This is a genomic window from Klebsiella sp. 10982, from assembly GCF_048589245.1.
Lineage (GTDB): Bacteria > Pseudomonadota > Gammaproteobacteria > Enterobacterales > Enterobacteriaceae > Klebsiella > Klebsiella quasivariicola.
Window position 1 is genome coordinate 50226 of the sequence record NZ_JBMAXV010000020.1, and the last position, 25142, is coordinate 75367.

Consider the following 25142-nt stretch of genomic DNA (forward strand, 5'->3'; position numbering starts at 1 on the left):
GTATACAGACTAATTGCCGCCAGCGCCCGTTTCGCTGGCGGTAACTATCAAAAATGGCGAGGTTGGTCACACTGTCTATACTTACATGGCTAACATATAATTAACAACCAGCTTCGGCTGGCCATGATAAGGAGGAAACAGGGTGGATAACCAGATATCTGTACCGCCTGCGCTAACCGGAAACTACGCCTTTTTCTTTGACCTCGACGGTACTCTTGCCGATATCCAGCCGCACCCCGATCAGGTGGTGATACCTGACAACACGCTGCAGGCGCTCAACGCGCTAGCCCAGCAGCAGGGGGGCGCAGTGGCATTGATTTCAGGGCGCTCAATGGCTGAACTTGACGCGCTAACCCATCCCTGGCGGCTACCGCTGGCCGGTGTTCACGGGGCCGAGCGCCGTGATATCAATGGAAAAACCTATATCGTCTCTCTGCCGTCGGCGCTGCGCGATGAGATCGCGTCTGAGCTCACCTCGGCGCTGGAAGCGCTCCCGGGATGCGAGCTGGAGAGTAAAGAGATGGCTTTCGCCCTGCACTATCGCCAGGCCCCGCAACAGCAAAGCGCTGTGCTGGAGCTGGCGCAACGCATTGTTCAGCGCTACCCGTTGCTGGCGCTTCAGCTTGGCAAGTGCGTGGTGGAGATTAAACCCCGGGGGGTGAATAAAGGGGAGGCGATTACTGCGTTCATGCAGGAGGCGCCGTTTGCCGGCCGTGAACCGGTTTTTGTCGGCGATGACTTGACCGACGAAGCGGGGTTCACCGTAGTTAATCAACTGCAGGGAATGTCGGTCAAAGTAGGCGCCGGGGAAACTCAGGCGCACTGGCGGTTGGCGGATGCCGCCGCTGTAAGGACGTGGTTGCAACATCTGGCGTATGACGCGCAAACCGAAAGGAGGGATGACCATGAGTCGTTTAGTCGTAGTCTCTAACCGTATCGCCTTACCGGACGATAAAAAATCGAGCGCAGGCGGCCTGGCCGTCGGCATCCTGGGGGCACTGAAAGCGGCGGGGGGTCTGTGGTTTGGCTGGAGCGGCGAAATTGGCGATGACCAGCAGCCGCTGAAGCAGGTCTCCCGCGGGAATATTTCATGGGCGTCGTTCAACCTCAATGAGCGGGACCATGATGAATACTACAACCAGTTTTCCAATGCCGTGCTGTGGCCGGCCTTCCACTATCGCCTTGACCTGGTCAGCTTCCAGCGCGAAGCCTGGGAGGGGTATCAGCGGGTCAATGCGATGTTGGCGGACAAGCTTCTGCCGTTGATTGAGCCTGAAGATACGCTGTGGATCCATGATTACCATCTGCTGCCTTTCGCCAGCGAGCTGCGTCAGCGCGGAGTCAACAACCGCATCGGTTTCTTCCTGCATATTCCGTTCCCGACGCCGGAGATTTTTAACGCGCTGCCACCGCACGCCGAGCTGCTTGAGCAACTGTGCGATTACGACCTGTTGGGCTTCCAGACCGAAAGCGACAGAACCGCCTTCCTTGACAGTGTTGCCATGCAGACCCGGCTCTCCGAGCTCGGCGATAAACGTTATCAGGCGTGGGGTAAAGCCTTCAGCACCGAAGTTTATCCGATTGGCATCGATCCAGACGAGATTACGCGCAACGCCAAAGGCCCCCTGCCGCCGAAGCTGGCCCAGCTGAAAAATGAGCTGAAAAATGTGAAGAATATCTTCTCCGTGGAGCGCCTTGACTACTCGAAAGGGTTGCCGGAGCGATTCCTCGCCTACGAGACGCTGCTCGAGAAGTACCCTCAGCACCACGGCAAGATCCGTTACACCCAGATCGCACCGACGTCCCGCGGCGATGTGCAGGCCTATCAGGATATCCGCCATCAACTGGAAACCGCAGCCGGACGCATCAATGGCCAGTTTGGTCAGCTTGGCTGGACTCCGCTCTACTACCTGAACCAGCATTTTGACCGTAAGCTGCTGATGAAGGTCTTCCGCTACTCTGACGTCGGGCTGGTGACACCGCTACGCGATGGTATGAACCTGGTGGCGAAGGAATACGTTGCGGCGCAGGATCCGGATAACCCTGGCGTCCTGGTGCTGTCGCAATTTGCCGGGGCGGCGCAGGAGTTGACCAGCGCCCTGATCGTCAACCCTTACGATCGCGACGAGGTTGCCGCCGCGCTGGATCGCGCGCTCAGCATGCCGCTGGCGGAACGTATCGCCCGTCATTCCGCGATGCTGGACGTGATCAGAGAGAATGATATTCATAACTGGCAGGCGCGCTTTGTCGAGGATTTGCAGCATATTTCGCCGCGCAGCGAGGAGAGCCGTCTGCGGGGGAAGATAGCCACTTTCCCTAAACTGGCCTAGGTCAGGATAAGGGCTAACCGGTGTTAGCCCTTTTCAAGGGAAACCAGCAGGACATCGACGCCGCAGCTGCCAACGATACTTTTCGCTGAGCAGGTAGCGCGCGAGAACAGGGAATGGTTGTGATTGCCGCAGATCACCAGGTCGACCTGGTTTGACCGGCAAAAGTCCTTAATATGATGGCCCAGTTCGCCACAGGCGATGGTCATTTTTTCTATTGGGTAGTCCGCGTGGCGAGCCAGCTCGTTGAGAAAATCACGCGTCTCTTCCTGCATCAGTTCGCGCAGATTTTCCATCATCGGCGCCGCAAACTGGTTATACATCTCCGGATCCGTGGCGAGGGTGATAAAGCTCACCTTCGCATTAACGGGGCGGGCGATCGACACCGCTTTTTTAATTAATATCTGACTCTCCGGCGTTGGTGCGACGGCAACCAGCAGATGTGAATAAGGCATCTGGCCTCCTTGAGATACGCGGAATAACCCTTCCTTTCCTTCTTTACTCCTGTTTCCCCGGCTGCGCAAGCGCCACACCTGGGATTTGCGAGCCTCTTCGCCTGTGCGTGATTTCACGGTGATATCATTAAAATGGACCAATCTTTTGAGTAAAAAGAAATGCTGTTTTATAAATGAGTGAAGTGAAGAGGGCGTCTCTTTGTCTCTTTGCCACTGGCGGCTTTTTCATGGCAAAAGCGCAAAGGTAACGTCGTTTCGCTGCTTTTAGTGTAGCCAGGTACCCACTCCCTTCCGGTAAAAAATCCGGAAAGATTGTCGGCGTTCTTTTAAAAAAAGACACAGGATCACGACGATGAAAACACGAAAAATTGGACTGGCTAACTACCTGGCCTACGGCGCGGGCGATTTTCTCGGCGCCGGCACGACGGCGCTTACCGCCGCATGGCTGCTCTACTTTTACACCACCTTCTGCGGACTCACCCCAATAGAGGCCACGCTTATTTTCGCTACTGCCCGCGTGCTGGATGCGGTGGTGAGCCCGCTGATGGGCTTTCTCACCGATAACTTCGGCACCACCTGGCTTGGCAAGCGTTTCGGCCGCAGAAAATTCTTTATTCTGCTCGGCATCCCGTGTGTATTCAGCTACTCGCGATGTGGGTCGGCGAGATGGGCTTTTGGTACTACCTGGTCACCTATCTGCTGTTTGATATGGTCTATACCATGATTCTGGTGCCCTACGAGACGCTGGTGCCGGAAATGACCGATGACTTTAAACAGAAAACCAAATTCTCCGGCGCGCGTATTTCGATGGCGCAGATGTCGGCGATTTTAGCCTCCTTTCTGCCGGGGATCCTGCTGACCTGGCTCGGCAAAGATAATGCCAGCTCGTTCTTTTATGCCAGTCTGGTGTTCTCGGTCCTGTGCGCGGTGATGCTGACCTTCGTCTGGTGTTTCACCTGGGAGCGGCCGCGTGAAGCGTGGTCAGAGGCGGCGCTGCGGGCGGAGGCGGAAAAACAGAACTTAACCCTCGGCCAGAGCCTCAATCGTCTGATTATTGAGCTGAGCTCCACGCTGCGGATAAAAATTTTCCGCCAGCACCTTGGCATGTATCTGGGGGGCTATATCGCCCAGGATGTCTTCAATGCCGTGTTTACCTATTACGTGGTCTTTGTTCTGATGCAGGAAGCCTCTGTCGCCTCGAATCTGCTGGGAACGATGGCTATCTTTCAGTTTATCGCGGTGATCGCCATGATCCCGCTGTGCATTCGCTTTGGCCCCGCGCCGTCCTACCGCATGGTGGTGGTTCTGTTTGGTCTGAGCTCGCTCTCGTATGCGCTGCTCTATTACGCCGGGCTGAGCGATGTCTACTCATTATTGCTGCTCATCTCGGCTGTTGCCGGACTGGGACGCGGCGGCATTAACTATGTGCCGTGGAATACCTACACCTATATTGCCGACGTCGATGAAGCGATCACCGGCCAGCGCCGGGAGGGGATTTTTGCCGGCATCATGACGCTGACCCGCAAAGCCTCGCAGGCGGGGGCGGTAATGCTGGTGGGTATCATCATGCAGCTGTCGGGGTTTGTCTCCGGGCAAAAAATACAGCCTGAAGGGGTGAGCCATACCATTCTGCTGATCCTCAGCGTCGGCACAGTAGTGGTGTTAGCCTGCGGCTTCCTCGTCTCGCTACGCTTCAAGCTTAACCTGCACACCCACAGCATCCTGCGTAGTGAAACCCTCAGAATGCGCGATCTCGGCAGTGCCCAGCCGGAACAGACCCGTGCGGAACACCGCGCGGTGGTCGAGATGCTGGCGGGGATGCCTTACGACTGCCTGTGGGGCAATAACAATATTGGCTATCTGAATCGTCATAAACCTGCTGCCCCGGCGCTCACCCAGGGCGGCGCTTTCAATTCGACATACACCCGAGGTTAACAACATGAAAGTTTGGCCGGTCAAACATAGCCCCTTACTGTGTCAGCCTGAGCGTTTTATCGCCCGCAGCGAACTGCAGGCGCTGATCCGCAACGTGACGCAAAATCTGGTGAATATCAAGGATGAGAGCGGGCAGTTTCTACTGCGTCTGGATGACGGGCGCGTTATCGATACCAAAGGCTGGGCCGGCTGGGAGTGGACCCACGGCGTCGGGCTGTACGGCATTTATCAGTATTATCAGCAAACCGGTGACATCGAGATGCGCGATATCATCGACCGCTGGTTTGACGAGCGTTTTGCCGAGGGAGCGACGACCAAAAACGTCAACACCATGGCGCCGTTTCTGACGCTGGCGTATCGTTTTGAAGAAACAGGACGGAGGGCGTATCTGCCGTGGCTGGAGAGCTGGGCGGAGTGGGCGATGCATGAGATGCCGCGCACCGAGCAGGGCGGGATGCAACACATCACTCTGGCAGAGGAGAACCATCAGCAAATATGGGATGACACCCTGATGATGACCGTGCTGCCGTTAGCCAAAATTGGCAAGCTGCTCAATCGTCCGCAGTATGTGGAGGAGGCGACCTATCAGTTCCTGCTCCATGTGCAGAACCTGATGGACCGGGAGACCGGGCTGTGGTTTCACGGCTGGAGCTATGAGGGGCGGCATAACTTTGCCCGGGCGCGCTGGGCGCGGGGCAACAGCTGGCTTACCATGGTGATCCCGGATTTTCTGGAGCTGGTGGATCTCCCCGAGGGGAACGCGGTACGGCGCTATTTGATGGCGGTACTCAACGCGCAGATTGCTGCCTTAGCGAAATGTCAGGACGACAGCGGCCTGTGGCATACCCTGCTGGACGATCCGCACTCATATCCTGAGGCCTCGGCGACCGCCGGCTTTGCCTACGGCATTCTCAAAGCGGTGCGCAAGCGTTACGTCGGCCAGCACTATGCCGGGGTGGCGGAAAAAGCGATTCGCGGGATTGTGCGGAATATTTCACCTGAGGGAGAGCTGCTGCAGACCTCGTTTGGCACCGGGATGGGGTCAGACCTCGATTTTTATCGCCAGATCCCGCTTACCTCGATGCCCTATGGCCAGGCGATGGCGATCCTTTGTCTGACGGAGTATCTGCGCAAGTATTTCTGAGCAGGAGGCCCCGCTGGCGGGGCGGTGAATAAAACTAACCCGGCTTTCGCCGGGTTGCTTATTACATACGCTCTACGGTTTCGATACCCAAGGTATCGAGGCCCAGTTTGAGGGTTTTCGCCGTCAGCAGCGCCAGCTTCAGGCGGCTGTTGCGGGTCTCTTCGCTTTCCGCGCTGAGGATCGGGCAGTGCTCGTAGAAGCCGGAGAACAGCCCCGCCAGATCGTACAGGTAGGCGCACATCACATGCGGCGTCCCTTCGCGAGCGACCACGGAGAGGGTCTCTTCAAACTGCAGCAGGCGCGCGGCCAACTGGGCTTCGCGATCTTCGGCGATGACCACTGGTGCATCGATCAGCGCGTTTTCGTCGATGCCGGCTTTACGGAAGACGGAGAGCACGCGGGTATAGGCATATTGCATATACGGTGCGGTGTTGCCTTCGAACGCCAGCATATTATCCCAGTCGAAAACGTAGTCGGTGGTGCGGTTTTTCGACAGGTCGGCATATTTCACCGCACCGATGCCCACTACTTTCGCCAGATTTTCCAGCTCGTCAGCCGGCATATCCGGATTCTTCTCCGCCACCAGGCGGCGGGCGCGCTCCAGCGCTTCGTCCAGCAGATCCGCCAGCTTCACGGTGCCGCCGGCGCGGGTTTTAAACGGCTTGCCGTCTTTACCCAGCATCATGCCGAACATATGGTGCTCCAGCGGCACTGCGTCCGGCACGTAGCCTGCTTTACGCACGATGGTCCACGCCTGCATCAGGTGCTGGTGCTGACGGGAGTCGATGTAATAGAGCACGCGGTCGGCGTGCAGCGTTTCATAGCGATACTTCGCGCAGGCGATATCGGTGGTGGTATAGAGGTAGCCGCCATCCTTTTTCTGGATGATGACGCCCATCGGTTCGCCTTCCTTGTTTTTATACTCATCAAGGAACACCACGGTGGCGCCTTCGCTCTCGACGGCCAGCCCTTTGGCTTTCAGATCGGCGACGATCCCCGGCAGCATCGGGTTGTACAGGCTTTCACCCATCACGTCATCGCGGGTCAGCGTCACATTCAGGCGATCGTAGGTGATCTGGTTCTGCGACATGGTGATGTCGACCAGCTTACGCCACATCTGCAGGAAGTACTCATCGCCGCCCTGCAGCTTAACAACATAGCTGCGCGCGCGCTCGGCGAAGGCTTCGTCTTCGTCGTAGTGCTTTTTCGCTTCGCGATAGAACCCTTCGAGATCGGCCAGGGCCATTTCACCCGCGTTTTCCTGCTGCTGTTTTTCCAGATACGCGATCAGCATGCCGAACTGGGTGCCCCAGTCGCCGACGTGGTTGGCGCGGATCACCTTGTGGCCAAGGAACTCCAGGGTACGGACCGAGGCATCGCCGATGATGGTCGACCGCAGATGGCCGACGTGCATCTCTTTCGCCACGTTGGGCGCCGAGTAGTCGACGACGATGGTCTGCGCCTGTGGGGTTGTGACGCCCAGGCGCTCAGACTGCAGCGCGCGGTTGACATTGTCCGCCAGGAACGCGGGGTCGAGGAAAATATTGATAAAGCCCGGCCCGGCGATTTCAACCTTACTGGCAATGCCGTTGAGGTCAAGATGAGACAGTACCTGCTCTGCAAGTTGTCGCGGCGCCATGCCCAGTTTTTTGGCGACAGCCATCACGCCGTTGGCCTGATAGTCACCGAACTGAACTTTTGCTGACTGGCGGACCTGAGGTTCGCAATCGGCAGGCGCACCTGCCGCGATCAGGGCCTGGCTGACTTTTTCTGAGAGAAGAGCCTGAATATTCACCGGAATACCTTACGTGTAATGCGCCAGCCCCCGAGGGAGGCGGCGCCGGAATGTGGACAAATTAGGGCGGGAGTATACTGCATTTGTCCCCGTCCGTCAGCATTGCGCGCGGCGTGGCGGCGTGCGCAATCCATCGCCGTTCAGTTGCCCATCAGCAGGACGGCGGTTGGTCCGCAGGCCGAAACACGGTAGATTAGCCTTTTTATTATTGACGAACATAAGTGACGAGCAAACCCATGGCGAACTGGCAGCAGATTGAACAACTGGCCGATATTACGGCGGATCTCCCGCGATTTTCCGAAGCGCTGCAGCGCTTCGCTGCGCGACTGGGACTGGAGATCGCTGGACTCGACGCCGACCATATCTCCCTGCGCTGTCATCAGAATACCACCGCGGAACGCTGGCGCCGCGGTCTGGAACAGTGCGGAACCCTGCTGTCGGAGAATATGATCAACGGCCGGCCTATCTGCCTGTTCAAGCTGGCGGAGCCGGTCTGCGTGGCGCACTGGCGCTTCCATATCGTTGAGCTGCCGTGGCCGGGTGAAAAGCGTTATCCCCATGAAGGCTGGGAGCATATTGAAATTGTCCTGCCCGGCGATCCGGCAACCTTAAATGCCCGCGCGCTGGCGCTGCTGGCCGATGATGGGCTTGGCCAGCCGGGAATTGTCGTCAAAACCAGCTCGCCGAAAGGGGAACGCGAGCGCCTGCCGAATCCCACCCTGGCGGTAACGGATGGCAGCGTGACGATAAAATTTCATCCGTGGTCCATAGAACAAATCGTCGCCAGCGAGCAAGCCGATAGGTAACACTGTGAAGCGGCGCGGCGTCTGCCGCGTGAAATCATGACATGCTGCAAAGGTTGTCTGGAGCAGGGAGAGAGGAATGGCGGTACTGGAAGTGTGTTGCTACAGCATGGCGTGCGCCCGGGAGGCTGAGCGCTGCGGCGCTGACCGTATTGAACTTTGTGCCGCGCCGCAGGAAGGGGGACTAACGCCGTCTTACGGGGTGCTGGTCTCGGTCCGCGAGGCGATTACCCTCCCGGTGCATCCGATCGTTCGCCCGCGCGGCGGCGATTTCTGCTACACCGAAGAGGAGTTCGCCGCGATGCTTAGCGATATTCACATGGTGCGGGAGCTCGGCTTTCCCGGGGTGGTGACCGGCGTACTGAATGCCGATGGCCAGGTCGATATCCCGCGGATGAAAAAAATAATGGCCGCGGCAGGACCGCTGGCGGTGACCTTTCATCGTGCGTTCGATCTGTGCGCCGACCCGCGTCAGGCCTGGAATACGCTGGGTAACCTGGGGGTCAAACGTATCCTGACTTCCGGTCAGCAATCCTCGGCAGAGAAAGGTATTTCATTAATTACGGAACTTATTGCCGCAGGGGATACTCCAATCATTATGGCCGGTGCGGGAGTCCGCGCCGCGAACCTGCCGCTGTTTCTGCAGGCGGGGGTGAAAGAGGTTCATAGCTCGGCAGGCCAGTGGTTACCATCGGAAATGCGCTTTCGTCATCCGGGCGTTTCGATGTCAGCCGATCCCGATGCAGACGAATACAGGCGCTACGCCGTCAATGGCGAAGCGGTGGCGGAGATGAAAAAGATGATTTCCGCCTGGAGACGTTAAACGATTTTTGCTGCACATCATGTCGCCCAATATGATGATTGCCCGTACCAGGCCCCTGCCCATTAAACAGGGGCCTTTTTTTATCTCGCCTTTTTCGCCAGCGACTGCTGGGTTTCCGGTTTGGTGGCAATTATCACTGCGCGCAGCGGAGCCGGATAGCCTTCCACCGTTTTGCTCTGATCCTGTGGATCGAGGAAATCGGCCAGCGATTCGGTCGTCATCCATTCGGTGCGCCGCTGCTCCTCTGTCGAGGTGACGCAGGCGTCGACGATGCGCACGTCAATAAATCCGCACTTCTCCAGCCACATTTTCAGGGCCGCCGCCGAAGGAATAAAATAGACGTTGCGCATTTGCGCATAGCGGTCGCCCGGAACCAGCACCGTATTTTCATCCCCTTCGACCACCAGCGTCTCCAGCACCAGCTCGCCCCCCGGCGCCAGCTGATCTTTCAACTGCCACAGGTGATCCAGCGGCGAGCGGCGATGGTAGAGCACGCCCATCGAGAACACGGTGTCAAAAGCTTCCAGCGCCGGCAATTGCTCGATACCCAGCGGCAGCAGATGCGCCCGCTGGTCGTTGCCGAGCAGCTTACGCACCGCTTCAAACTGGCACAGGAACAGCTGGGTGGGATCGATGCCGACCGCCAGATGTGCGCCGGCGCCGATCATCCGCCACATGTGATAGCCGCTGCCGCAGCCCACGTCCAGGATAGTCCGCCCGGTGAGATCGGACAGGTGCGGCAGAACGCGCTCCCATTTCCAGTCGGAACGCCATTCGGTATCGATATTAATGCCGTACAGCGAATAAGGGCCTTTGCGCCACGGCATCAGGTTTTTAAGCAGATTTTCTATCCGCAGCTGATGGCCTTCGCTGAGCGGCGTTTCGCTCTCGGCGGTGACGCTGTGCAGAAGGTCCAGACGGCAGGGCGTTAACTCCGGCAGAAATTCAACGGCGCGCTCCCATTCGCGAAACTTGCCGTGCAGGGCCTCGCGCTGCCAGGCGGCTACCTGGGCAGGCAGCGTTTCCAGCCAGTGAGACAGCGGGCTTTTGGCGATCAGCTGATAGAAGTTACTGAAGTCGATCATGCCTGCTCCCCGGATTTTACTGCCACCAGCGAGCCAAAGTTAAAGCACTGGAACCACAGTTCGGCATGTTCGAACCCAGCCTGACGCAGGCGTTTTTTATGGGTTTCCACGGAGTCCGTCAGCATCACGTTTTCCAGCATGCTGCGCTTCTGGCTGATCTCCAGCTCGCTGTAGCCGTTCGCGCGTTTAAAATCATGATGCATATTGAACAGCAGCTCGCCGACGTGGGCGTCTTCGAAGCTGAATTTCTCCGAGAGCACCAGTGCGCCGCCCGGATTAAGCCCCTGATAGACTTTATTGAGGATCGCCTGGCGATCGCCCGGCTCAAGGAACTGAATGGTAAAGTTCAGGATCACCAGCGAGGCGTTTTCAATGGCCACATCGCGGATATCCCCTTCAATAACCTCGACCGGCGTCGGCGCTTTATAGGCGTCAATATGGCGACGGCAGCGCTCTACCATCGCGGGAGAGTTGTCGATGGCGATAATGCGACATCCCGGATGACTAATATTGCGGCGCACAGAGAGGGTGGCGGCGCCCAGCGAACAACCAAGATCGTAAACCTGGGTGTTGGGCTGAACGAAGCGCTCGGCCAGCATGCCGATCATCGAGATGATATTGGAGTAGCCGGGCACAGAGCGCTGGATCATATCGGGGAAGACTTCAGCAACCCGTTCATCAAAGGTCCAGTCGCCGAGGCTGGCAATCGGCGCGGAAAAAAGCGTATCGCGGTGAGACATAACGTTAAACCCGAAAAAACGAAAACGGCGTATTGTGCGCTAACGGAGGGAGAAAACCAACTCCCAGGGCATATACCAGAGGTTGGCCAGCACCATCAGCAACAACGCGCACCAGGTGGCGCTCATGCCGGAGCGGCGCCAGTGGTAAACGCGGTGATGAAAACCCCAGGAGTGCATCAGTCGCCCGACAATCAATAAAATGCCGCAAACGTGCACCATCCAGGTCTGGGCGCCGTTCATCTCCATAAACAGCAGCAAAATCAGGCCAATCGGTACATATTCGACGGCATTACCATGAACGCGAATGGCGACCTGCAGCTCGCTGAAACCACCGTCACCGTAGCCTACATGGTACTGGGTGCGCAAACGCACCACGTCAAATGAGAACTTCACTAACAATAACGCACCTAAAACGGCATACAGCGCGCTGACCATACGAAAACTCCCTTTAACTCTGTCAGATGGCTCCGATTATGATAGCAGGATATCAGAAAAGGGAGGATTGCTGCGGTATCGACGGCGCATTTCCTGCCGCCGGCAGGGCGGCGCGCAGATCGCTCCACAGCGTATCCACCAGCGTCGGGGCGAAAGCAATGTCCGGGGTATGCAGGAACAGCCACGGGGTGCCGGACTGATGCCACTTTAGCAGGGTCTGCAGCCAGACGCGAAACAGTTCGCGGTTGTGAGCCATGTCGTCACCGCCGATAAAGCGCACCATTGGCTGCCGGGCGGTCATCACCGCATGCACCGGCACTTTGGGTTTCTTTTTCTGCGCGTCGATCATTGCCGGACTGGTGGCCACGGCGCTGTGAACCGGGCGGCTGTCGAGGATCACGCGGTTAACGTTGCGCTCGTGCAGCCCGCGGTTCAGCTGCTGCTCTGCTTCGCCTTTGGCGAAGAATTCGGGGTGACGAACCTCGATGCCGTAGGTGAAATCCTTCGGCAGCCCGTCGAGAAATTGCCATAACGCGGGGAGATCGCGAGGACCGAAGGTTGCCGGCAGCTGCAGCCAGTACTGGCCGATGCGCGGGGCCAGCGGCGCCAGGCGGGCGAAAAATTCACGGCTTAACTCGTCGCAATGGCGCAGCGCGGCCTGGTGCGAGATAGTGGCAGGGAATTTGAAGCAGAAACGGAAGTCATCGTGGGTCTGTTCGTACCAGCGGGCGACGATCTCTGGCTTCGGGAGCGCATACAGGGTGGTGTTGCCCTCCACGCAATTGAAGTGGCGGGCGTACTCTTCAAGGCTGGTGATGCCAAGGCGCACCCATTTCGGGTGCGACCACTGGGGAAGCCCAATATAAATCATAACGCGGCGAGGATCTCCTCGGTGCTGCGCACCCGGCCGATGCGCGGGAAAATATGCGTCATGCTGCCCTGATGCTGCTCGGCGGAGGCGGCGCTGCAGGCATCTTCGGCGATGACCAGGTTAAAGCCCAGCTCCCAGGCGTTGCGGGCGGTGGATTCGACGCCGATGTTGGTGGAGATACCGCAGAGGATAATGGTGTCGATCCCGCGGCGGCGCAGCTGAAGCTCCAGGTCGGTGCCATAGAACGCGCCCCACTGGCGTTTGGTCACTTCGATATCGCTCTCCTGCTTACCGAGCGTGGCCGGGTAGGTCCACCAGTTTTCGGGTAGCGTATGTGCTCCGGCCTGAGCGTCGACAGGCTGTTTCAGCGCTTCGGCGAAATCGGCGGACCAGCCGACGCGGACCATGATGACCGGCGAACCCTGTTGCCGGCACTTGTCTGCCAGGCGAGCGGCGCGCGCCACCACCTCATCAGCCCGATGTGGTCCACCGGCAAAAGGCAGAATGCCTTCCTGCAGATCGATCACCACCAGCGCCGTGTTTTTTGCATTGAGTTCTAACATGGTATCCCCGTATCTTCTTCTGTTGTCAGGCGGCTACAATACCTGCGCGGCTTCTGCAAAAGGGTAACAAATATTGTTAATTTATGTGAGTGTAGACGTTAAGCGCGCAGCAAAGCAGCGTACATCGTGCGTCGGACTTATCGAACGACAGAATTTCCAGTATAATAGCCGCCTTTTTTCATTCAGTTGTGACATCAGCTAAAGCTGCGACCTCGTCGCCTGCAGGGCAGACGACAATCCGCCGACGGCTAAGTTAAGGGATATCTCATGCGTACAGAATATTGCGGACAGCTTCGACAGTCCCACGTTGGGCAGCAGGTGACTCTGTGTGGTTGGGTCAACCGCCGTCGCGATCTCGGTAGCCTCATTTTTATCGATATGCGCGACCGCGAAGGCATCGTTCAGGTGTTTTTCGACCCGGATCGTGCGGATGCGTTGAAATTAGCCTCTGAACTGCGTAATGAGTTCTGCATTCAGGTCACTGGCACCGTCCGCGCGCGTGAAGAGAAAAACATCAACGCGGACATGGCCACCGGCGCCATCGAAGTGCTGGCCTCCGATCTGACGATTATTAACCGCTCAGAATCGCTGCCGCTGGACTCCAATCACGTCAACACCGAAGAAGCGCGTCTGAAATACCGCTACCTCGACCTGCGTCGTCCGGAAATGGCGCAGCGTCTGAAAACCCGCGCGAAAATTACCAGCTTTGTGCGCCGCTTTATGGACGACCATGGCTTCCTCGACATCGAAACCCCGATGCTGACCAAAGCCACCCCGGAAGGCGCTCGCGATTACCTCGTGCCTTCCCGCGTGCATAAAGGCAAATTCTACGCGCTGCCGCAGTCCCCGCAGCTGTTCAAACAGCTGCTGATGATGTCCGGGTTCGATCGCTATTATCAGATCGTTAAATGCTTCCGCGATGAAGACCTGCGTGCCGACCGTCAGCCTGAATTTACCCAGATCGACGTGGAAACTTCCTTTATGACCGCGCCGCAGGTGCGTGAGATCATGGAAGCGATGGTGCGTCAGCTGTGGCTGGAAGTGAAAGGCGTCGACCTGGGCGATTTCCCGATCATGACCTTCGCCGAAGCCGAACGTCGCTTTGGCTCCGATAAACCGGATCTGCGTAACCCAATGGAGCTGATGGACGTCGCCGACCTGCTGAAGTCTGTGGAATTCGCGGTCTTTGCCGGCCCGGCTAACGATCCGAAAGGGCGTGTGGCGGCGCTGCGCGTCCCGGGCGGGGCATCTCTGACCCGCAAGCTGATTGACGAATACGGCAACTTTGTGAAGATCTACGGCGCGAAGGGGCTGGCCTATATTAAAGTGACCGAGCGTGCGAAAGGCATGGACGGGATCAACAGTCCGGTGGCGAAGTTCCTGACCGCGGAGATCGTGGAAGCGATCCTTGAACGCACCGGCGCGCAGGACGGCGATATGATCTTCTTCGGCGCTGACAATAAGAAAGTGGTGGCCGACGCGCTGGGCGCGCTGCGTCTGAAGCTCGGTAAAGACCTGAGCCTGACAGACGAAAGCAAATGGGCGCCGCTGTGGGTGATCGACTTCCCGATGTTCGAAGACGACGGCGAAGGCGGTCTGACGGCGATGCACCATCCGTTCACCTCGCCGAAAGATATGACGGCGGATGAGCTGAAAGCCGCGCCGGAAGAGGCCGTAGCGAACGCCTATGATATGGTCATTAACGGTTATGAAGTCGGCGGCGGTTCGGTGCGTATCCACCGCGGCGATATGCAGCAGACCGTATTCGGTATTCTGGGCATTAACGAACAGGAACAGCGTGAGAAATTCGGCTTCCTGCTGGATGCGCTGAAGTACGGTACCCCGCCGCATGCCGGCCTGGCCTTCGGTCTTGACCGTCTGACCATGCTGCTGACCGGTACCGATAATATCCGCGACGTTATCGCCTTCCCGAAAACCACCGCCGCGGCTTGTCTGATGACCGAAGCGCCAAGCTTCGCCAATCCGACTGCGCTTGGTGAACTGGGTATTCAGGTTGTGGAGAAAGAGGCGAAAGCGTCTCTGGAGAACAAGTAATATGTCATTTAAGCTGCCCGTTTCGGTGCTGGTGGTGATTTACGCCAAAGATACGAAGCGGGTGCTGATGTTGCAGCGGCGCGACGATCCCGCGTTCTGGCAGTCGGTCACCGGCAGCCTGGAAGCAGGAGAGACCGCGCTGCAGGCCGCCGCGCGTGAAGTAAAGGAAGAGGTCGCCATTGATGTTGCCTGCGAGCAACTGGCCTTAATCGACTGTCAGCGCACGGTGGAGTTCGAGATATTTTCTCATTTGCGTCATCGCTATGCGCCGGGCGTGGAGCGCAATACAGAATTTTGGTTCTGTCTTGCGCTGCCTCATGAGCGGGAGATTACCTTCACCGAACATCTGGCCTACCGCTGGGTTAGCGCGACGGAAGCCGCTGCGCTGACCAAGTCGTGGAGCAACCGGCAGGCGATTGAAGAATTTGTAATTAACGCCGCCTGAAAGGGCGCGCTTTTTGGAGAGTTTTTTATGGCAGGTCATAGTAAATGGGCCAACACCAAACACCGCAAAGCGGCACAGGATGCTAAACGCGGTAAAATCTTTACGAAAATCATTCGCGAGCTGGTCACCGCAGCCCGTCTGGGCGGCGGCGATCCGGCTTCCAACCCGCGCCTGCGTGCGGCCGTTGATAAAGCGCTGTCTAACAACATGACCCGCGACACCCTGAACCGCGCCATCGCGCGCGGCGTCGGCGGTGATGAAGACGCGAACATGGAAACCATCATTTATGAAGGTTATGGCCCTGGCGGCACCGCGGTGATGGTGGAATGTCTGTCCGACAACCGTAACCGCACCGTTGCGGAAGTGCGTCACGCCTTCACCAAAACCGGTGGTAACCTCGGTACCGACGGCTCCGTCTCCTACCTGTTCAGCAAAAAAGGCGTCATCTCCTTCGAGAAAGGCGATGAAGACACTATTATGGAAGCGGCGCTGGAAGCGGGTGCAGAAGACGTGGTGACCTATGACGACGGCGCCATCGACGTCTACACCGCGTGGGAAGAGATGGGCGCCGTGCGCGACGCGCTGGAAGCCGCTGGCCTGAAAGCCGACGCTGCTGAAGTGTCGATGATCCCGTCCACCAAAGCGGATATGGATGCCGAGACGGCGCCGAAGCTGCTGCGTCTGATCGATATGCTGGAAGACTGCGACGACGTGCAGGAAGTGTACCATAACGGCGAGATCTCCGACGAGGTCGCAGCCACCCTGTGATGCTGTCGCATCCACGATTAACCGGAGGCGCGTGATGGCTATTATTCTCGGCATTGACCCGGGGTCGCGCGTCACCGGTTATGGCGTGATCCGCCAGGTCGGACGGCAGTTGAGCTACCTTGGCAGCGGGTGCATCCGCACCAAAGTGGACGACCTGCCGTCGCGGCTGAAGCTGATTTACGCCGGGGTGACGGAGATCATCACCCAGTTCCAGCCCGACTATTTCGCCATAGAGCAGGTCTTTATGGCCAAAAATGCCGACTCGGCGTTAAAGCTCGGGCAGGCGCGCGGGGTGGCCATCGTCGCGGCGACCAATCAGGCGTTGCCGGTGTTTGAATACGCCGCCCGCCAGGTCAAGCAGACCGTTGTCGGGATTGGCAGCGCCGAGAAGAGCCAGGTCCAGCACATGGTGCGAACCCTGCTCAAACTGCCCGCTAACCCGCAGGCGGATGCGGCGGATGCGCTGGCGATTGCCATCACTCATTGCCACGTTAGCCAGAATGTCGCTCAGATCAGCGAGACCCGGCTTAATCTGGCGCGAGGGCGCTTACGATAATCGCAAATCAGGCTGGATATCTATCCAGCCTTTTTTTATGATACCGCCAGATACTTAGACCATAACGCAGGAGCCCCACGTGATAGGCAGACTCAGAGGCATCATTCTCGAAAAACAACCCCCGCTGGTGTTGCTGGAAACGGCGGGCGTCGGCTATGAAGTGCATATGCCCATGACCTGCTTCTATGAGCTGCCGGAGGCCGGGCAGGAGGCAATTGTCTTCACTCATTTTGTGGTGCGTGAAGATGCCCAGCTGCTGTATGGTTTTAACAACAAACAGGAACGAACGCTGTTTAAAGAGCTGATTAAAACCAACGGTGTGGGGCCCAAGCTGGCGCTGGCGATCCTCTCCGGCATGTCGGCGCAGCAGTTCGTCAATGCCGTTGAACGGGAAGAAGTCGCCTCGCTGGTGAAACTGCCGGGCATTGGTAAAAAAACCGCAGAACGCCTGATTGTCGAAATGAAAGACCGCTTCAAAGGCCTGCACGGTGATCTGTTCACCCCGGCGGCCGATCTGGTGCTGACCTCGCCGGCAGGCCCGACGGCAGACGATGCCGAACAGGAAGCGGTTGCCGCGCTGGTCGCGCTGGGCTATAAACCGCAGGAGGCCAGCCGGATGGTAAGCAAGATTGCGCGTCCGGACGCCAACAGTGAAACGCTAATCCGCGAAGCGCTGCGCGCCGCGTTGTGAGGTAAGGGATGATTGAAGCAGACCGGCTGGTATCGGCAGACAGCAGCGGCTTTGAAGAGGCTGCTGACCGCGCCATCCGCCCAAAATTGCTGGCAGAGTATGTCGGTCAGCCGCAGGTGCGCTCGCAGATGGAGATCTTTATCCAGGCGGCGAAACTGCGCGGCGACGCCCTCGATCACCTGCTGATTTTTGGCCCGCCAGGGCTGGGCAAAACCACCCTGGCCAATATCGTCGCCAATGAGATGGGGGTGAATCTGCGCACCACCTCCGGCCCGGTGCTGGAGAAGGCCGGCGATCTCGCCGCGATGCTCACCAACCTCGAACCGCACGACGTGCTGTTTATCGATGAGATCCATCGTCTCTCGCCGGTGGTGGAAGAGGTACTCTATCCGGCGATGGAAGACTACCAGCTGGATATTATGATTGGCGAAGGTCCGGCGGCGCGCTCCATCAAAATCGACCTGCCGCCGTTTACCCTGATCGGCGCTACTACCCGGGCCGGTTCGTTGACCTCGCCGCTGCGCGACCGCTTCGGCATTGTGCAGCGTCTGGAGTTCTACCAGATACCCGATCTACAGCATATTGTCAGCCGCAGCGCCCGTCATATGGGGCTGGAGATGAGCGATGAAGGCGCGCTGGAGGTGGCCCGCCGTTCACGCGGTACGCCGCGTATTGCTAACCGTCTCCTGCGCCGGGTGCGCGACTTCGCGGAAGTGCGCCACGATGGCACCATCTCTGCCGATATCGCCGCCCAGGCGCTGGATATGCTTAATGTCGATGCGGAAGGGTTCGACTATATGGACCGTAAACTGCTGCTGGCGGTGATAGATAAATTCTTTGGTGGGCCGGTGGGGCTGGATAACCTCGCCGCCGCGATCGGCGAAGAGCGGGAAACCATTGAAGATGTACTGGAGCCTTATCTCATCCAGCAGGGATTTCTGCAGCGTACGCCGCGCGGAAGAATGGCGACGGTGCGCGCCTGGAATCACTTCGGGATTACGCCGCCGGAAATGCCGTAGCGTGTTGCGGTGGCGCAGGTAGTGAGGAAGCCCGGTCAGCAGCGCGACCGGGCTTTTGCATTATTAGCTGGCGGCTTTTTTCGTCATGCTGAGAATAAACAGCACGGCGGCACACAGCACCACCGACGGCCCGGCCGGGGTGTCGTAGAAGGCCGAGAAGGTCAGCCCGCCGGTGACGGCCAGCATGCCCACGCCCACCGCCACGGCGGCCATCTGCTCCGGTGTGCGGGCAAAACGGCGGGCGGTGGCGGCCGGGATAATCAGCAGGGAAGTGATGATCAGCGCCCCGACGAACTTCATCGCCACCCCGATAGTCAGGGCGGTGACCAGCATCAACAGCAGCTTGACCCGCTGCAGCTTCACGCCGTCGACAAACGCCAGGTCCGGACTGATGGTCATCGCCAGCAGATTCCGCCACTGCCAGAGCAGGATGGCTATCACAATCACCACGCCAGTGGCAATCGCGATCAGGTCCTGCGGCGTCACCGCCAGCAGATCGCCGAACAGATACGCCATCAGATCGACGCGGACGTTAGACATCAGGCTGACCACCACCAGCCCCAGCGACAGCGCGCTGTGGGCCATGATGCCCAGCAGGGTATCGATCGCCAGATGGGGGCGTTTTTCCAGCCACACCAGCCCGCCGGCCAGCAGCAGGGTCACGGCGATCACCGCATAGAACGGATTGACGTTAAGCAATAAACCGAAAGCGACGCCGAGCAGCGAAGCATGCGCCAGCGTGTCGCCAAAATAGGACATGCGGCGCCAGACCACAAAGGAGCCCAGCGGACCGGCGGCGCAGGCCAGCATCATCCCGGCAAGCCAGCCAGGTAACAGAAGTTCAATCATTAGCGGCTGTTTCCCCGACGCAGTACAATTCGCCCCTGAAGATCGTGGCGGTGATTATGGTGGTGGCGGTAAATCCCCAGCTGTTCCGCGCCGCGCGGGCCAAACATGGAGATAAACTCCGGGTGCATGGAGACGACCTCCGGCGCGCCGGAGCAGCAGATATGCTGGTTCAGGCACAGGACTTCGTCGGTTTTAGCCATCACCAGATGCAGGTCGTGCGATACCATCAGCACCGCGCAGTCCAGTTCATGGCGCAGTTGATCGATTAGATCGTAGAGTGCCACCTGGCCATTGACGTCAACGCCCTGGGTTGGCTCATCCAGCACCAGCAGCTGCGGGCGGTTGAGCAGGGCGCGGGCCAGCAGCACGCGCTGGGTTTCGCCGCCGGAGAGCTTTTGCATCGGCGCGTCAATCAGATGCCCGGCCTGCACGCGCTTCAGCGCCGGCAGGATGTCGTCTTTGCGAGTGCCAGGACGCAAACGCAGAAAGCGGCTGACGGTCAGGGGCAGCGTGGCGTCCAGATGCAGTTTCTGCGGCACATAGCCGATCCGCAGGCGTGCTTCCCGCTTGATCACACCCTCTGTCGGTGCTACCAGCCCGAGAACCACCCGTACAAGGGTCGATTTGCCGGCGCCATTCGGGCCCAGCAGCGTTAATATTTTGCCTGGCGTAAGAGCCAGTGAGATGTCAGACAGCACGCGGCGTTGGCCAAAGGCCACCGAGACATTTTCCAGCGTTACAAGGTTTGTCATAGTAATTTAGGGGTTGCACAAGCTAGTGAATGTTATAATATCACATCACACTCACTCGTTTCGATGACTAGACGCATTATGTTACATAAAAATACGCTTCTTTGCGCTGGACTTAGCGCTGTTTTTTTGTTCGCGCAGGTACCGCAGGCCAGCGCCGCTGTGGTCACCTCCATGAAACCGCTGGGCTTCATCGCTGCCGCCATCGCCGATGGGGTTACCGAGACTCAGGTACTGCTCCCTGATGGTGCCTCCGAGCATGATTATTCTCTCCGTCCTTCTGATGTAAAACGCTTACAGAACGCAGACTTAGTGGTATGGATTGGTCCGGAAATGGAAGCCTTTATGGATAGGTCGACGCAAAGCATTGCGGCGAATAAAAAGGTGACGATTGCCGAACTGGATGGAGTCAAACCGCTGCTCATCACCGGCGCGGACGACGATGACGATCATGCGGGTCATGACCATGGCGCAGCAGAAAAAAGTGACGGCGATCACCATCACGGTATTTACAATATGCATCTGTGGTTATCCCCAGAGATAGCGCGGCTTTCGGCGGTTGCAATCCACGATAAATTATTGGAACTTATGCCGCAGAGTCGAGCCAAACTCGACAGCAACCTGCAGCAGTTCGAGGCCGCGCTGGCGGAGACCGACAAGCAGGTGAGCAATGAGCTGGCACCGCTGAAAGGAAAGGGCTATTTCGTTTTTCATGACGCCTACGGTTACTTTGAAAAACACTACGGTTTGACCTCGCTGGGGCATTTTACCGTCAACCCTGAAATACAGCCCGGTGCGCAGCGTTTACACGAAATCAGAACACAACTGGTTGAGCAGAAAGCCACTTGCGTTTTTGCTGAGCCACAGTTCAGGCCAGCAGTTATCGAAGCTGTTGCCCGGGGCACGTCTGTGCGCATGGGAACCCTGGATCCGCTGGGGACAGGAATTACGCTGGGTAAAACGAGTTACCCGCAATTCCTCACCCAGCTGGCAAATCAGTATTCGAGCTGCCTGAAAGGAGATTAACGAGGAAGTGAATACGTGCAACAGATAGCCCGCGCTGTCACTCAGGCATTCAACAATTTGCCACGACCTCATCGCGTCATGTTGGGGTCGCTTAGCGTTCTTACCTTAGCGGTCGCCGTCTGGCGACCCTACATTTACCACCCGGAATCCGCTCCCATCGTCAGAACCATTGAACTGGAAAAAAGCGAGATCCGCTCCCTGCTGCCGGAAGCCTCCGAGCCGATCGACCAGGCCCCACAGGAAGAAGAAGCCATTCCTCAGGATGAACTCGACGAAAAAGCCGATACCGATGCCGGCGGGCACGAATACGTGGTGTCGACCGGCGATACGCTCAGCAGCATTCTGAACCAGTACGGTATCGATATGGGCGATATCGCCCAGCTCTCCTCCGCCGATAAAGAACTGCGTAACCTGAAGATTGGTCAGCAGCTCTCCTGGACCCTGACCGCCGATGGCGATCTGCAGAGTCTGACCTGGGAGATGTCCCGCCGCGAAACCCGCACCTATACCCGTGTGGATAACGGTTTTAAAATGAGCAGCGAGCTGCAGAAAGGCGACTGGGTCAACAGCGTGCTGAAGGGCACCGTCGGCGCCAGCTTTGTGTCCAGCGCGCGTGATGCCGGGCTGACCAGCACGGAAATCAGCGCGGTGATCAAGGCCATGCAGTGGCAGATGGATTTCCGTAAGCTGAAGAAAGGCGACGAATTTTCGGTATTGATGTCGCGCGAAATGCTCGACGGCAAACGTGAGCAAAGCCAGCTGCTGGGCGTGCGTCTGCGCTCCGATGGTAAAGACTACTTTGCTATCCGCGCCGAAGACGGCAAATTCTACGACCGCAACGGGACGGGGCTGGCGAAAGGCTTTATGCGCTTCCCGACGGCGCGTCAGTTCCGCGTTTCCTCTAACTTTAACCCGCGTCGTCTCAATCCGGTGACCGGCCGCGTCGCACCGCACCGTGGCGTCGATTTCGCGATGCCGCAGGGAACGCCAGTGCTGGCGGTGGGCGATGGCGAAGTGGTGGTGGCCAAGCGCAGCGGCGCTGCCGGCTATTATGTTGCGATCCGCCACGGTCGTACCTATACCACCCGCTATATGCACCTGCGTAAACTGCTGGTGAAGCCGGGGCAGAAAGTGAAGCGCGGCGATCGTATTGCGCTGTCAGGGAATACCGGTCGCTCTACCGGGCCGCACCTACACTATGAAGTGTGGATCAACCAGCAGGCGGTCAACCCGCTGACGGCGAAACTGCCGCGTACCGAAGGGCTGAGCGGGTCCGATCGTACCGATTACCTGGCGCAGGTCAAAGAGGTCGTTCCGCAGCTGCGGTTTGACTAACTGCCGGTCAGTGGAAAGCCGGTGCCTCAGGGCGCCGGCTTTTTCTTTTGTAGGTTATCCAACGTCTCGCTACACTATCCCATTATCTTGATTAAGCAGTCGACCTGCGGATTGGGCATGGAAACGAAAAAAAATAATATTGAGTTTATCCCTAAGTTTGAGAAATCCTTTTTACTGCCGCGCTACTGGGGCGCGTGGCTGGGCGTCTTTGCCTTCGCTGGCATCGCGCTGACGCCGCCTTCCTTTCGCGATCCGATCCTTGGCAAACTCGGTCGCTTCGTAGGACGTCTGGCAAAAAGCTCGCGTCGCCGGGCGCAGATTAATTTGCTGTACTGCTTTCCGGAAAAAAGCGAGCACGAGCGGGAGGCTATCATCGACGCCATGTATGCCTCGGCGCCACAGGCGATGGTGATGATGGCTGAGCTGGGTCTGCGCGATCCGCAGAAAATCCTTGCCCGCGTTGACTGGCAGGGCAAAGAGATCATCGACGAGATGCAGCGCAATAACGAGAAGGTGATTTTCCTCGTTCCACATGCCTGGGGCGTGGATATTCCGGCGATGCTGATGGCCTCCGGTGGGCAGAAGATGGCGGCGATGTTCCATAACCAGGGTAACCCGGTGTTCGATTACGTGTGGAATACCGTGCGCCGTCGTTTTGGCGGGCGTATGCACGCGCGCAACGATGGGATCAAACCGTTTATCCAGTCGGTGCGCCAGGGCTACTGGGGCTACTATCTGCCCGATCAGGATCACGGCGCCGAGCACAGTGAGTTTGTGGATTTCTTTGCCACCTACAAGGCCACGCTGCCGGCGATTGGCCGTTTAATGAAGGTATGCCGCGCCCGCGTGGTACCGCTGTTCCCGGTCTACGATGGCAAGACGCATCGCCTGACGGTGCTGGTCCGTCCGCCGATGGACGACCTGCTGGACGCTGACGATACGACGATTGCCCGGCGAATGAACGAAGAGGTGGAGGTGTTTGTTAAGCCGCATACCGAGCAATATACCTGGATCCTGAAGCTACTGAAGACGCGTAAGCCGGGTGAAATCGAGCCCTACAAGCGCAAAGAGCTGTATCCGAAGAAAAAATAAAAAAAGCCTCCGTCAGGAGGCTTTTTTGTCGCTGGCGGCGCTTATTCTACGGTGAGGATACGCGTAGTGTTGGTGCTGCCGATGGTGCTCATCACGTCGCCCTGGGTCACAACCACGAGGTCGCCAGTGACCAGGTAGCCTTTGTCCCGTAGCAGATTGACGGCATCGTGCGCGGCGGCCACCCCGTCATTCTGGCTGTCGAAGAATACCGGCGTTACCCCGCGGTAGAGCGCGGTCAGGTTCAGGGTGCGTTCGTGACGGGAAAGGGCGAAAATCGGCAGGCCGGAACTGATGCGCGAGGTCATCAGCGCGGTACGGCCCGATTCGGTCATGGTGATGATGGCGGTGATGCCTTTCAGATGGTTGGCGGCGTACATTGCCGACATGGCAATCGCCTCTTCCACGTTGTCGAACTGGACGTCCAGACGGTGTTTGGAAACGTTGAGGCTGGGGATTTTTTCGGCGCCCAGACAGACGCGTGCCATCGCGGCTACCGTTTCTGACGGGTACTGACCGGCCGCGGTTTCCGCGGAAAGCATCACCGCGTCGGTGCCGTCCAGCACGGCGTTGGCCACGTCCATGACTTCCGCGCGGGTCGGCATCGGGTTGGTGATCATCGACTCCATCATTTGGGTAGCGGTTATGACGGAACGGTTCAGCTGACGAGCACGACGAATCAGCGCTTTCTGGATACCAACCAGCTCCGGATCGCCGATTTCGACACCGAGGTCGCCGCGCGCAACCATCACCACATCGGAGGCGAGGATCACGTCGTCCATCGCGTCCTGATCGCAGACCGCTTCCGCACGCTCAACTTTGGCGACGATTTTCGCATCGCAGCCGGCATCGCGCGCCAGGCGACGGGCGTAGTTGAGGTCTTCGCCGCAGCGCGGGAAGGAGACGGCGAGGTAGTCGACGCCGATTTTAGCGGCGGTGACAATATCGGCCTTGTCTTTGTCAGTCAGCGCTTCGGCAGACAGGCCGCCGCCCAGTTTGTTGATCCCTTTGTTGTTAGACAACGGGCCGCCGACGGTCACTTCAGTGAACACTTTCATCCCCTGCACTTCGAGGACTTTCAGCTGCACGCGACCATCGTCGAGCAGCAGGATATCGCCCGGCACGACGTCCGCCGGCAGGCCTTTGTAGTCGATCCCGACTTTCTCTTTGTCGCCTTCGCCTTTACCCAGGTTAGCGTCTAGCAGGAATTTATCGCCAATATTGAGGAAAATTTTGCCTTCTTTGAAGGTCGATACGCGGATTTTTGGTCCCTGGAGGTCGCCGAGGATGGCTACGTGACGGCCCAGTTTTGCCGCAATCTCACGCACTTTATCGGCACGGAGCTGATGATCTTCCGGGGTGCCGTGAGAGAAGTTCATACGTACTACGTTTGCGCCCGCGGCGATAACTTTTTCCAGGTTGTTATCGCGGTCCGTTGCTGGGCCTAAGGTAGTGACGATTTTGGTTCTGCGAAGCCTTCTGGACATGTAATACTCCGTTGACTGATACAACTTTGGTGTTGCGTGAACATGGATTCGGTAGCGCCAGCCTGCAACGTCGCACAGCCGGATCGTTATCGAAGGT

24 protein-coding genes and 1 pseudogene are annotated in these 25142 nt (G+C 58.1%); 15 read left to right on the forward strand and 10 right to left on the reverse strand.

The annotated features are described in order from the left end of the window. Nucleotides 1–142 precede the first annotated feature (142 nt). Together otsB and otsA are read left to right on the forward strand one after the other, a co-directional pair. Nucleotides 143–931, forward strand: a complete 789-nt coding sequence (otsB, locus tag ACKLKD_RS15980) for a trehalose-phosphatase (protein ID WP_025711115.1) — start codon at nucleotides 143–145, stop codon at nucleotides 929–931. After that, nucleotides 906–2330: an alpha,alpha-trehalose-phosphate synthase gene (gene otsA, locus ACKLKD_RS15985; RefSeq protein ID WP_025711114.1), complete on the forward strand. Its 1425-nt coding sequence runs from the start codon at nucleotides 906–908 to the stop codon at nucleotides 2328–2330. Before otsB ends, otsA begins: the two co-directional genes overlap by 26 nt. Before the next feature lie 23 nt (nucleotides 2331–2353). Here otsA and uspC read toward each other — a convergent pair whose 3' ends face one another. Then, nucleotides 2354–2782: a universal stress protein UspC gene (gene uspC, locus ACKLKD_RS15990; protein WP_025711113.1), complete on the reverse strand. Its 429-nt coding sequence runs from the start codon at nucleotides 2780–2782 to the stop codon at nucleotides 2354–2356. A 352-nt stretch (nucleotides 2783–3134) separates the two neighbouring features. Here uspC and ACKLKD_RS15995 point away from each other — a divergent pair. Both ACKLKD_RS15995 and ACKLKD_RS16000 read left to right on the forward strand, forming a co-directional pair. Next, nucleotides 3135–4717: pseudogene (locus ACKLKD_RS15995) on the forward strand (MFS transporter). 4 nt (nucleotides 4718–4721) lie between these two features. After that, nucleotides 4722–5861, forward strand: a complete 1140-nt coding sequence (locus tag ACKLKD_RS16000) for a glycoside hydrolase family 88/105 protein (RefSeq protein ID WP_025711112.1) — start codon at nucleotides 4722–4724, stop codon at nucleotides 5859–5861. Between the two features lie 61 nt (nucleotides 5862–5922). Here the strand turns inward: ACKLKD_RS16000 and argS are convergent, their stop codons facing one another. Next, the gene (gene argS, locus ACKLKD_RS16005; RefSeq protein WP_080924902.1) at nucleotides 5923–7656 is read right to left on the reverse strand and encodes an arginine--tRNA ligase; all 1734 of its coding nucleotides are present in this window, start codon (nucleotides 7654–7656) and stop codon (nucleotides 5923–5925) included. A gap of 236 nt (nucleotides 7657–7892) precedes the next feature. On the opposite strand from argS, the gene ACKLKD_RS16010 reads away from it, so the two are divergent. Both ACKLKD_RS16010 and cutC read left to right on the forward strand, forming a co-directional pair. Then, nucleotides 7893–8462 carry a VOC family protein gene (locus ACKLKD_RS16010; protein WP_025711110.1) on the forward strand — a complete coding sequence of 190 codons (570 nt, stop codon included), beginning with the start codon at nucleotides 7893–7895 and terminating at the stop codon, nucleotides 8460–8462. 76 nt (nucleotides 8463–8538) lie between these two features. Next, the gene (cutC, locus tag ACKLKD_RS16015) at nucleotides 8539–9282 is read left to right on the forward strand and encodes a copper homeostasis protein CutC (RefSeq protein WP_087805316.1); all 744 of its coding nucleotides are present in this window, start codon (nucleotides 8539–8541) and stop codon (nucleotides 9280–9282) included. 80 nt (nucleotides 9283–9362) lie between these two features. Here the strand turns inward: cutC and cmoB are convergent, their stop codons facing one another. From cmoB to ACKLKD_RS16040, 5 genes are read right to left on the reverse strand one after another with little or no spacing between them, the layout of a single operon-like run. Continuing rightward, nucleotides 9363–10367 (reverse strand): tRNA 5-methoxyuridine(34)/uridine 5-oxyacetic acid(34) synthase CmoB, encoded by a 1005-nt coding sequence (gene cmoB / locus ACKLKD_RS16020; RefSeq protein ID WP_087805314.1) that lies wholly within the window; start codon nucleotides 10365–10367, stop codon nucleotides 9363–9365. After that, nucleotides 10364–11107, reverse strand: a complete 744-nt coding sequence (cmoA, locus tag ACKLKD_RS16025; protein ID WP_025711107.1) for a carboxy-S-adenosyl-L-methionine synthase CmoA — start codon at nucleotides 11105–11107, stop codon at nucleotides 10364–10366. The genes cmoB and cmoA overlap by 4 nt, the downstream gene beginning before the upstream one ends. A gap of 39 nt (nucleotides 11108–11146) precedes the next feature. Next, nucleotides 11147–11542 (reverse strand): MAPEG family protein, encoded by a 396-nt coding sequence (locus ACKLKD_RS16030; RefSeq protein ID WP_008804243.1) that lies wholly within the window; start codon nucleotides 11540–11542, stop codon nucleotides 11147–11149. 52 nt (nucleotides 11543–11594) lie between these two features. Beyond that, nucleotides 11595–12413 carry a DUF72 domain-containing protein gene (locus tag ACKLKD_RS16035; RefSeq protein ID WP_080896660.1) on the reverse strand — a complete coding sequence of 273 codons (819 nt, stop codon included), beginning with the start codon at nucleotides 12411–12413 and terminating at the stop codon, nucleotides 11595–11597. After that, the gene (locus ACKLKD_RS16040; RefSeq protein WP_025711105.1) at nucleotides 12410–12976 is read right to left on the reverse strand and encodes a hydrolase; all 567 of its coding nucleotides are present in this window, start codon (nucleotides 12974–12976) and stop codon (nucleotides 12410–12412) included. The genes ACKLKD_RS16035 and ACKLKD_RS16040 overlap by 4 nt, the downstream gene beginning before the upstream one ends. Nucleotides 12977–13243: 267 nt before the next feature. Between ACKLKD_RS16040 and aspS the strand changes: the two genes are divergently transcribed. The 6 genes from aspS to ruvB all read left to right on the forward strand — a co-directional run bounded on the left by aspS (nucleotide 13244) and on the right by ruvB (nucleotide 18510). Then, nucleotides 13244–15031 carry an aspartate--tRNA ligase gene (aspS, locus tag ACKLKD_RS16045; protein ID WP_087805312.1) on the forward strand — a complete coding sequence of 596 codons (1788 nt, stop codon included), beginning with the start codon at nucleotides 13244–13246 and terminating at the stop codon, nucleotides 15029–15031. 1 nt (nucleotide 15032) lies between these two features. Next, nucleotides 15033–15476 (forward strand): dihydroneopterin triphosphate diphosphatase, encoded by a 444-nt coding sequence (gene nudB / locus ACKLKD_RS16050; protein ID WP_025711103.1) that lies wholly within the window; start codon nucleotides 15033–15035, stop codon nucleotides 15474–15476. Between the two features lie 27 nt (nucleotides 15477–15503). Beyond that, entirely contained in the window at nucleotides 15504–16244 is a 741-nt protein-coding gene (locus ACKLKD_RS16055) for a YebC/PmpR family DNA-binding transcriptional regulator (RefSeq protein ID WP_002911459.1), read from the forward strand. 34 nt (nucleotides 16245–16278) lie between these two features. Further along, nucleotides 16279–16800 (forward strand): crossover junction endodeoxyribonuclease RuvC, encoded by a 522-nt coding sequence (ruvC, locus tag ACKLKD_RS16060; protein ID WP_025711101.1) that lies wholly within the window; start codon nucleotides 16279–16281, stop codon nucleotides 16798–16800. A gap of 79 nt (nucleotides 16801–16879) precedes the next feature. Beyond that, nucleotides 16880–17491 carry a Holliday junction branch migration protein RuvA gene (gene ruvA / locus ACKLKD_RS16065; protein ID WP_002911454.1) on the forward strand — a complete coding sequence of 204 codons (612 nt, stop codon included), beginning with the start codon at nucleotides 16880–16882 and terminating at the stop codon, nucleotides 17489–17491. 8 nt (nucleotides 17492–17499) lie between these two features. Further along, nucleotides 17500–18510, forward strand: coding sequence for a Holliday junction branch migration DNA helicase RuvB (gene ruvB, locus ACKLKD_RS16070; protein ID WP_004148860.1), 1011 nt, complete (start codon nucleotides 17500–17502; stop codon nucleotides 18508–18510). Nucleotides 18511–18573: 63 nt separating this feature from the next. On the opposite strand, the gene znuB is transcribed toward ruvB, so the two are convergent. Both znuB and znuC read right to left on the reverse strand, forming a co-directional pair. Then, entirely contained in the window at nucleotides 18574–19359 is a 786-nt protein-coding gene (gene znuB, locus ACKLKD_RS16075) for a zinc ABC transporter permease subunit ZnuB (RefSeq protein ID WP_025711099.1), read from the reverse strand. After that, nucleotides 19359–20078, reverse strand: a complete 720-nt coding sequence (gene znuC / locus ACKLKD_RS16080) for a zinc ABC transporter ATP-binding protein ZnuC (protein ID WP_250098844.1) — start codon at nucleotides 20076–20078, stop codon at nucleotides 19359–19361. The genes znuB and znuC overlap by 1 nt, the downstream gene beginning before the upstream one ends. Nucleotides 20079–20189: 111 nt before the next feature. Between znuC and znuA the strand changes: the two genes are divergently transcribed. The 3 genes from znuA (at nucleotide 20190) to lpxM (ending at nucleotide 23561) form a co-directional block, all read left to right on the forward strand. Beyond that, nucleotides 20190–21134 (forward strand): zinc ABC transporter substrate-binding protein ZnuA, encoded by a 945-nt coding sequence (gene znuA, locus ACKLKD_RS16085; protein ID WP_025711097.1) that lies wholly within the window; start codon nucleotides 20190–20192, stop codon nucleotides 21132–21134. Between the two features lie 15 nt (nucleotides 21135–21149). Further along, a complete protein-coding gene (mepM, locus tag ACKLKD_RS16090; protein ID WP_025711096.1) occupies nucleotides 21150–22469 on the forward strand; it encodes a murein DD-endopeptidase MepM in 1320 nt (439 codons plus the stop codon). 117 nt (nucleotides 22470–22586) lie between these two features. Continuing rightward, on the forward strand, nucleotides 22587–23561 hold the full coding sequence (lpxM, locus tag ACKLKD_RS16095) for a lauroyl-Kdo(2)-lipid IV(A) myristoyltransferase (RefSeq protein WP_025711095.1): 975 nt from the start codon (nucleotides 22587–22589) through the stop codon (nucleotides 23559–23561). 41 nt (nucleotides 23562–23602) lie between these two features. Here lpxM and pyk read toward each other — a convergent pair whose 3' ends face one another. Continuing rightward, nucleotides 23603–25045 carry a pyruvate kinase gene (gene pyk, locus ACKLKD_RS16100; protein WP_025711094.1) on the reverse strand — a complete coding sequence of 481 codons (1443 nt, stop codon included), beginning with the start codon at nucleotides 25043–25045 and terminating at the stop codon, nucleotides 23603–23605. Nucleotides 25046–25142 lie beyond the last annotated feature (97 nt).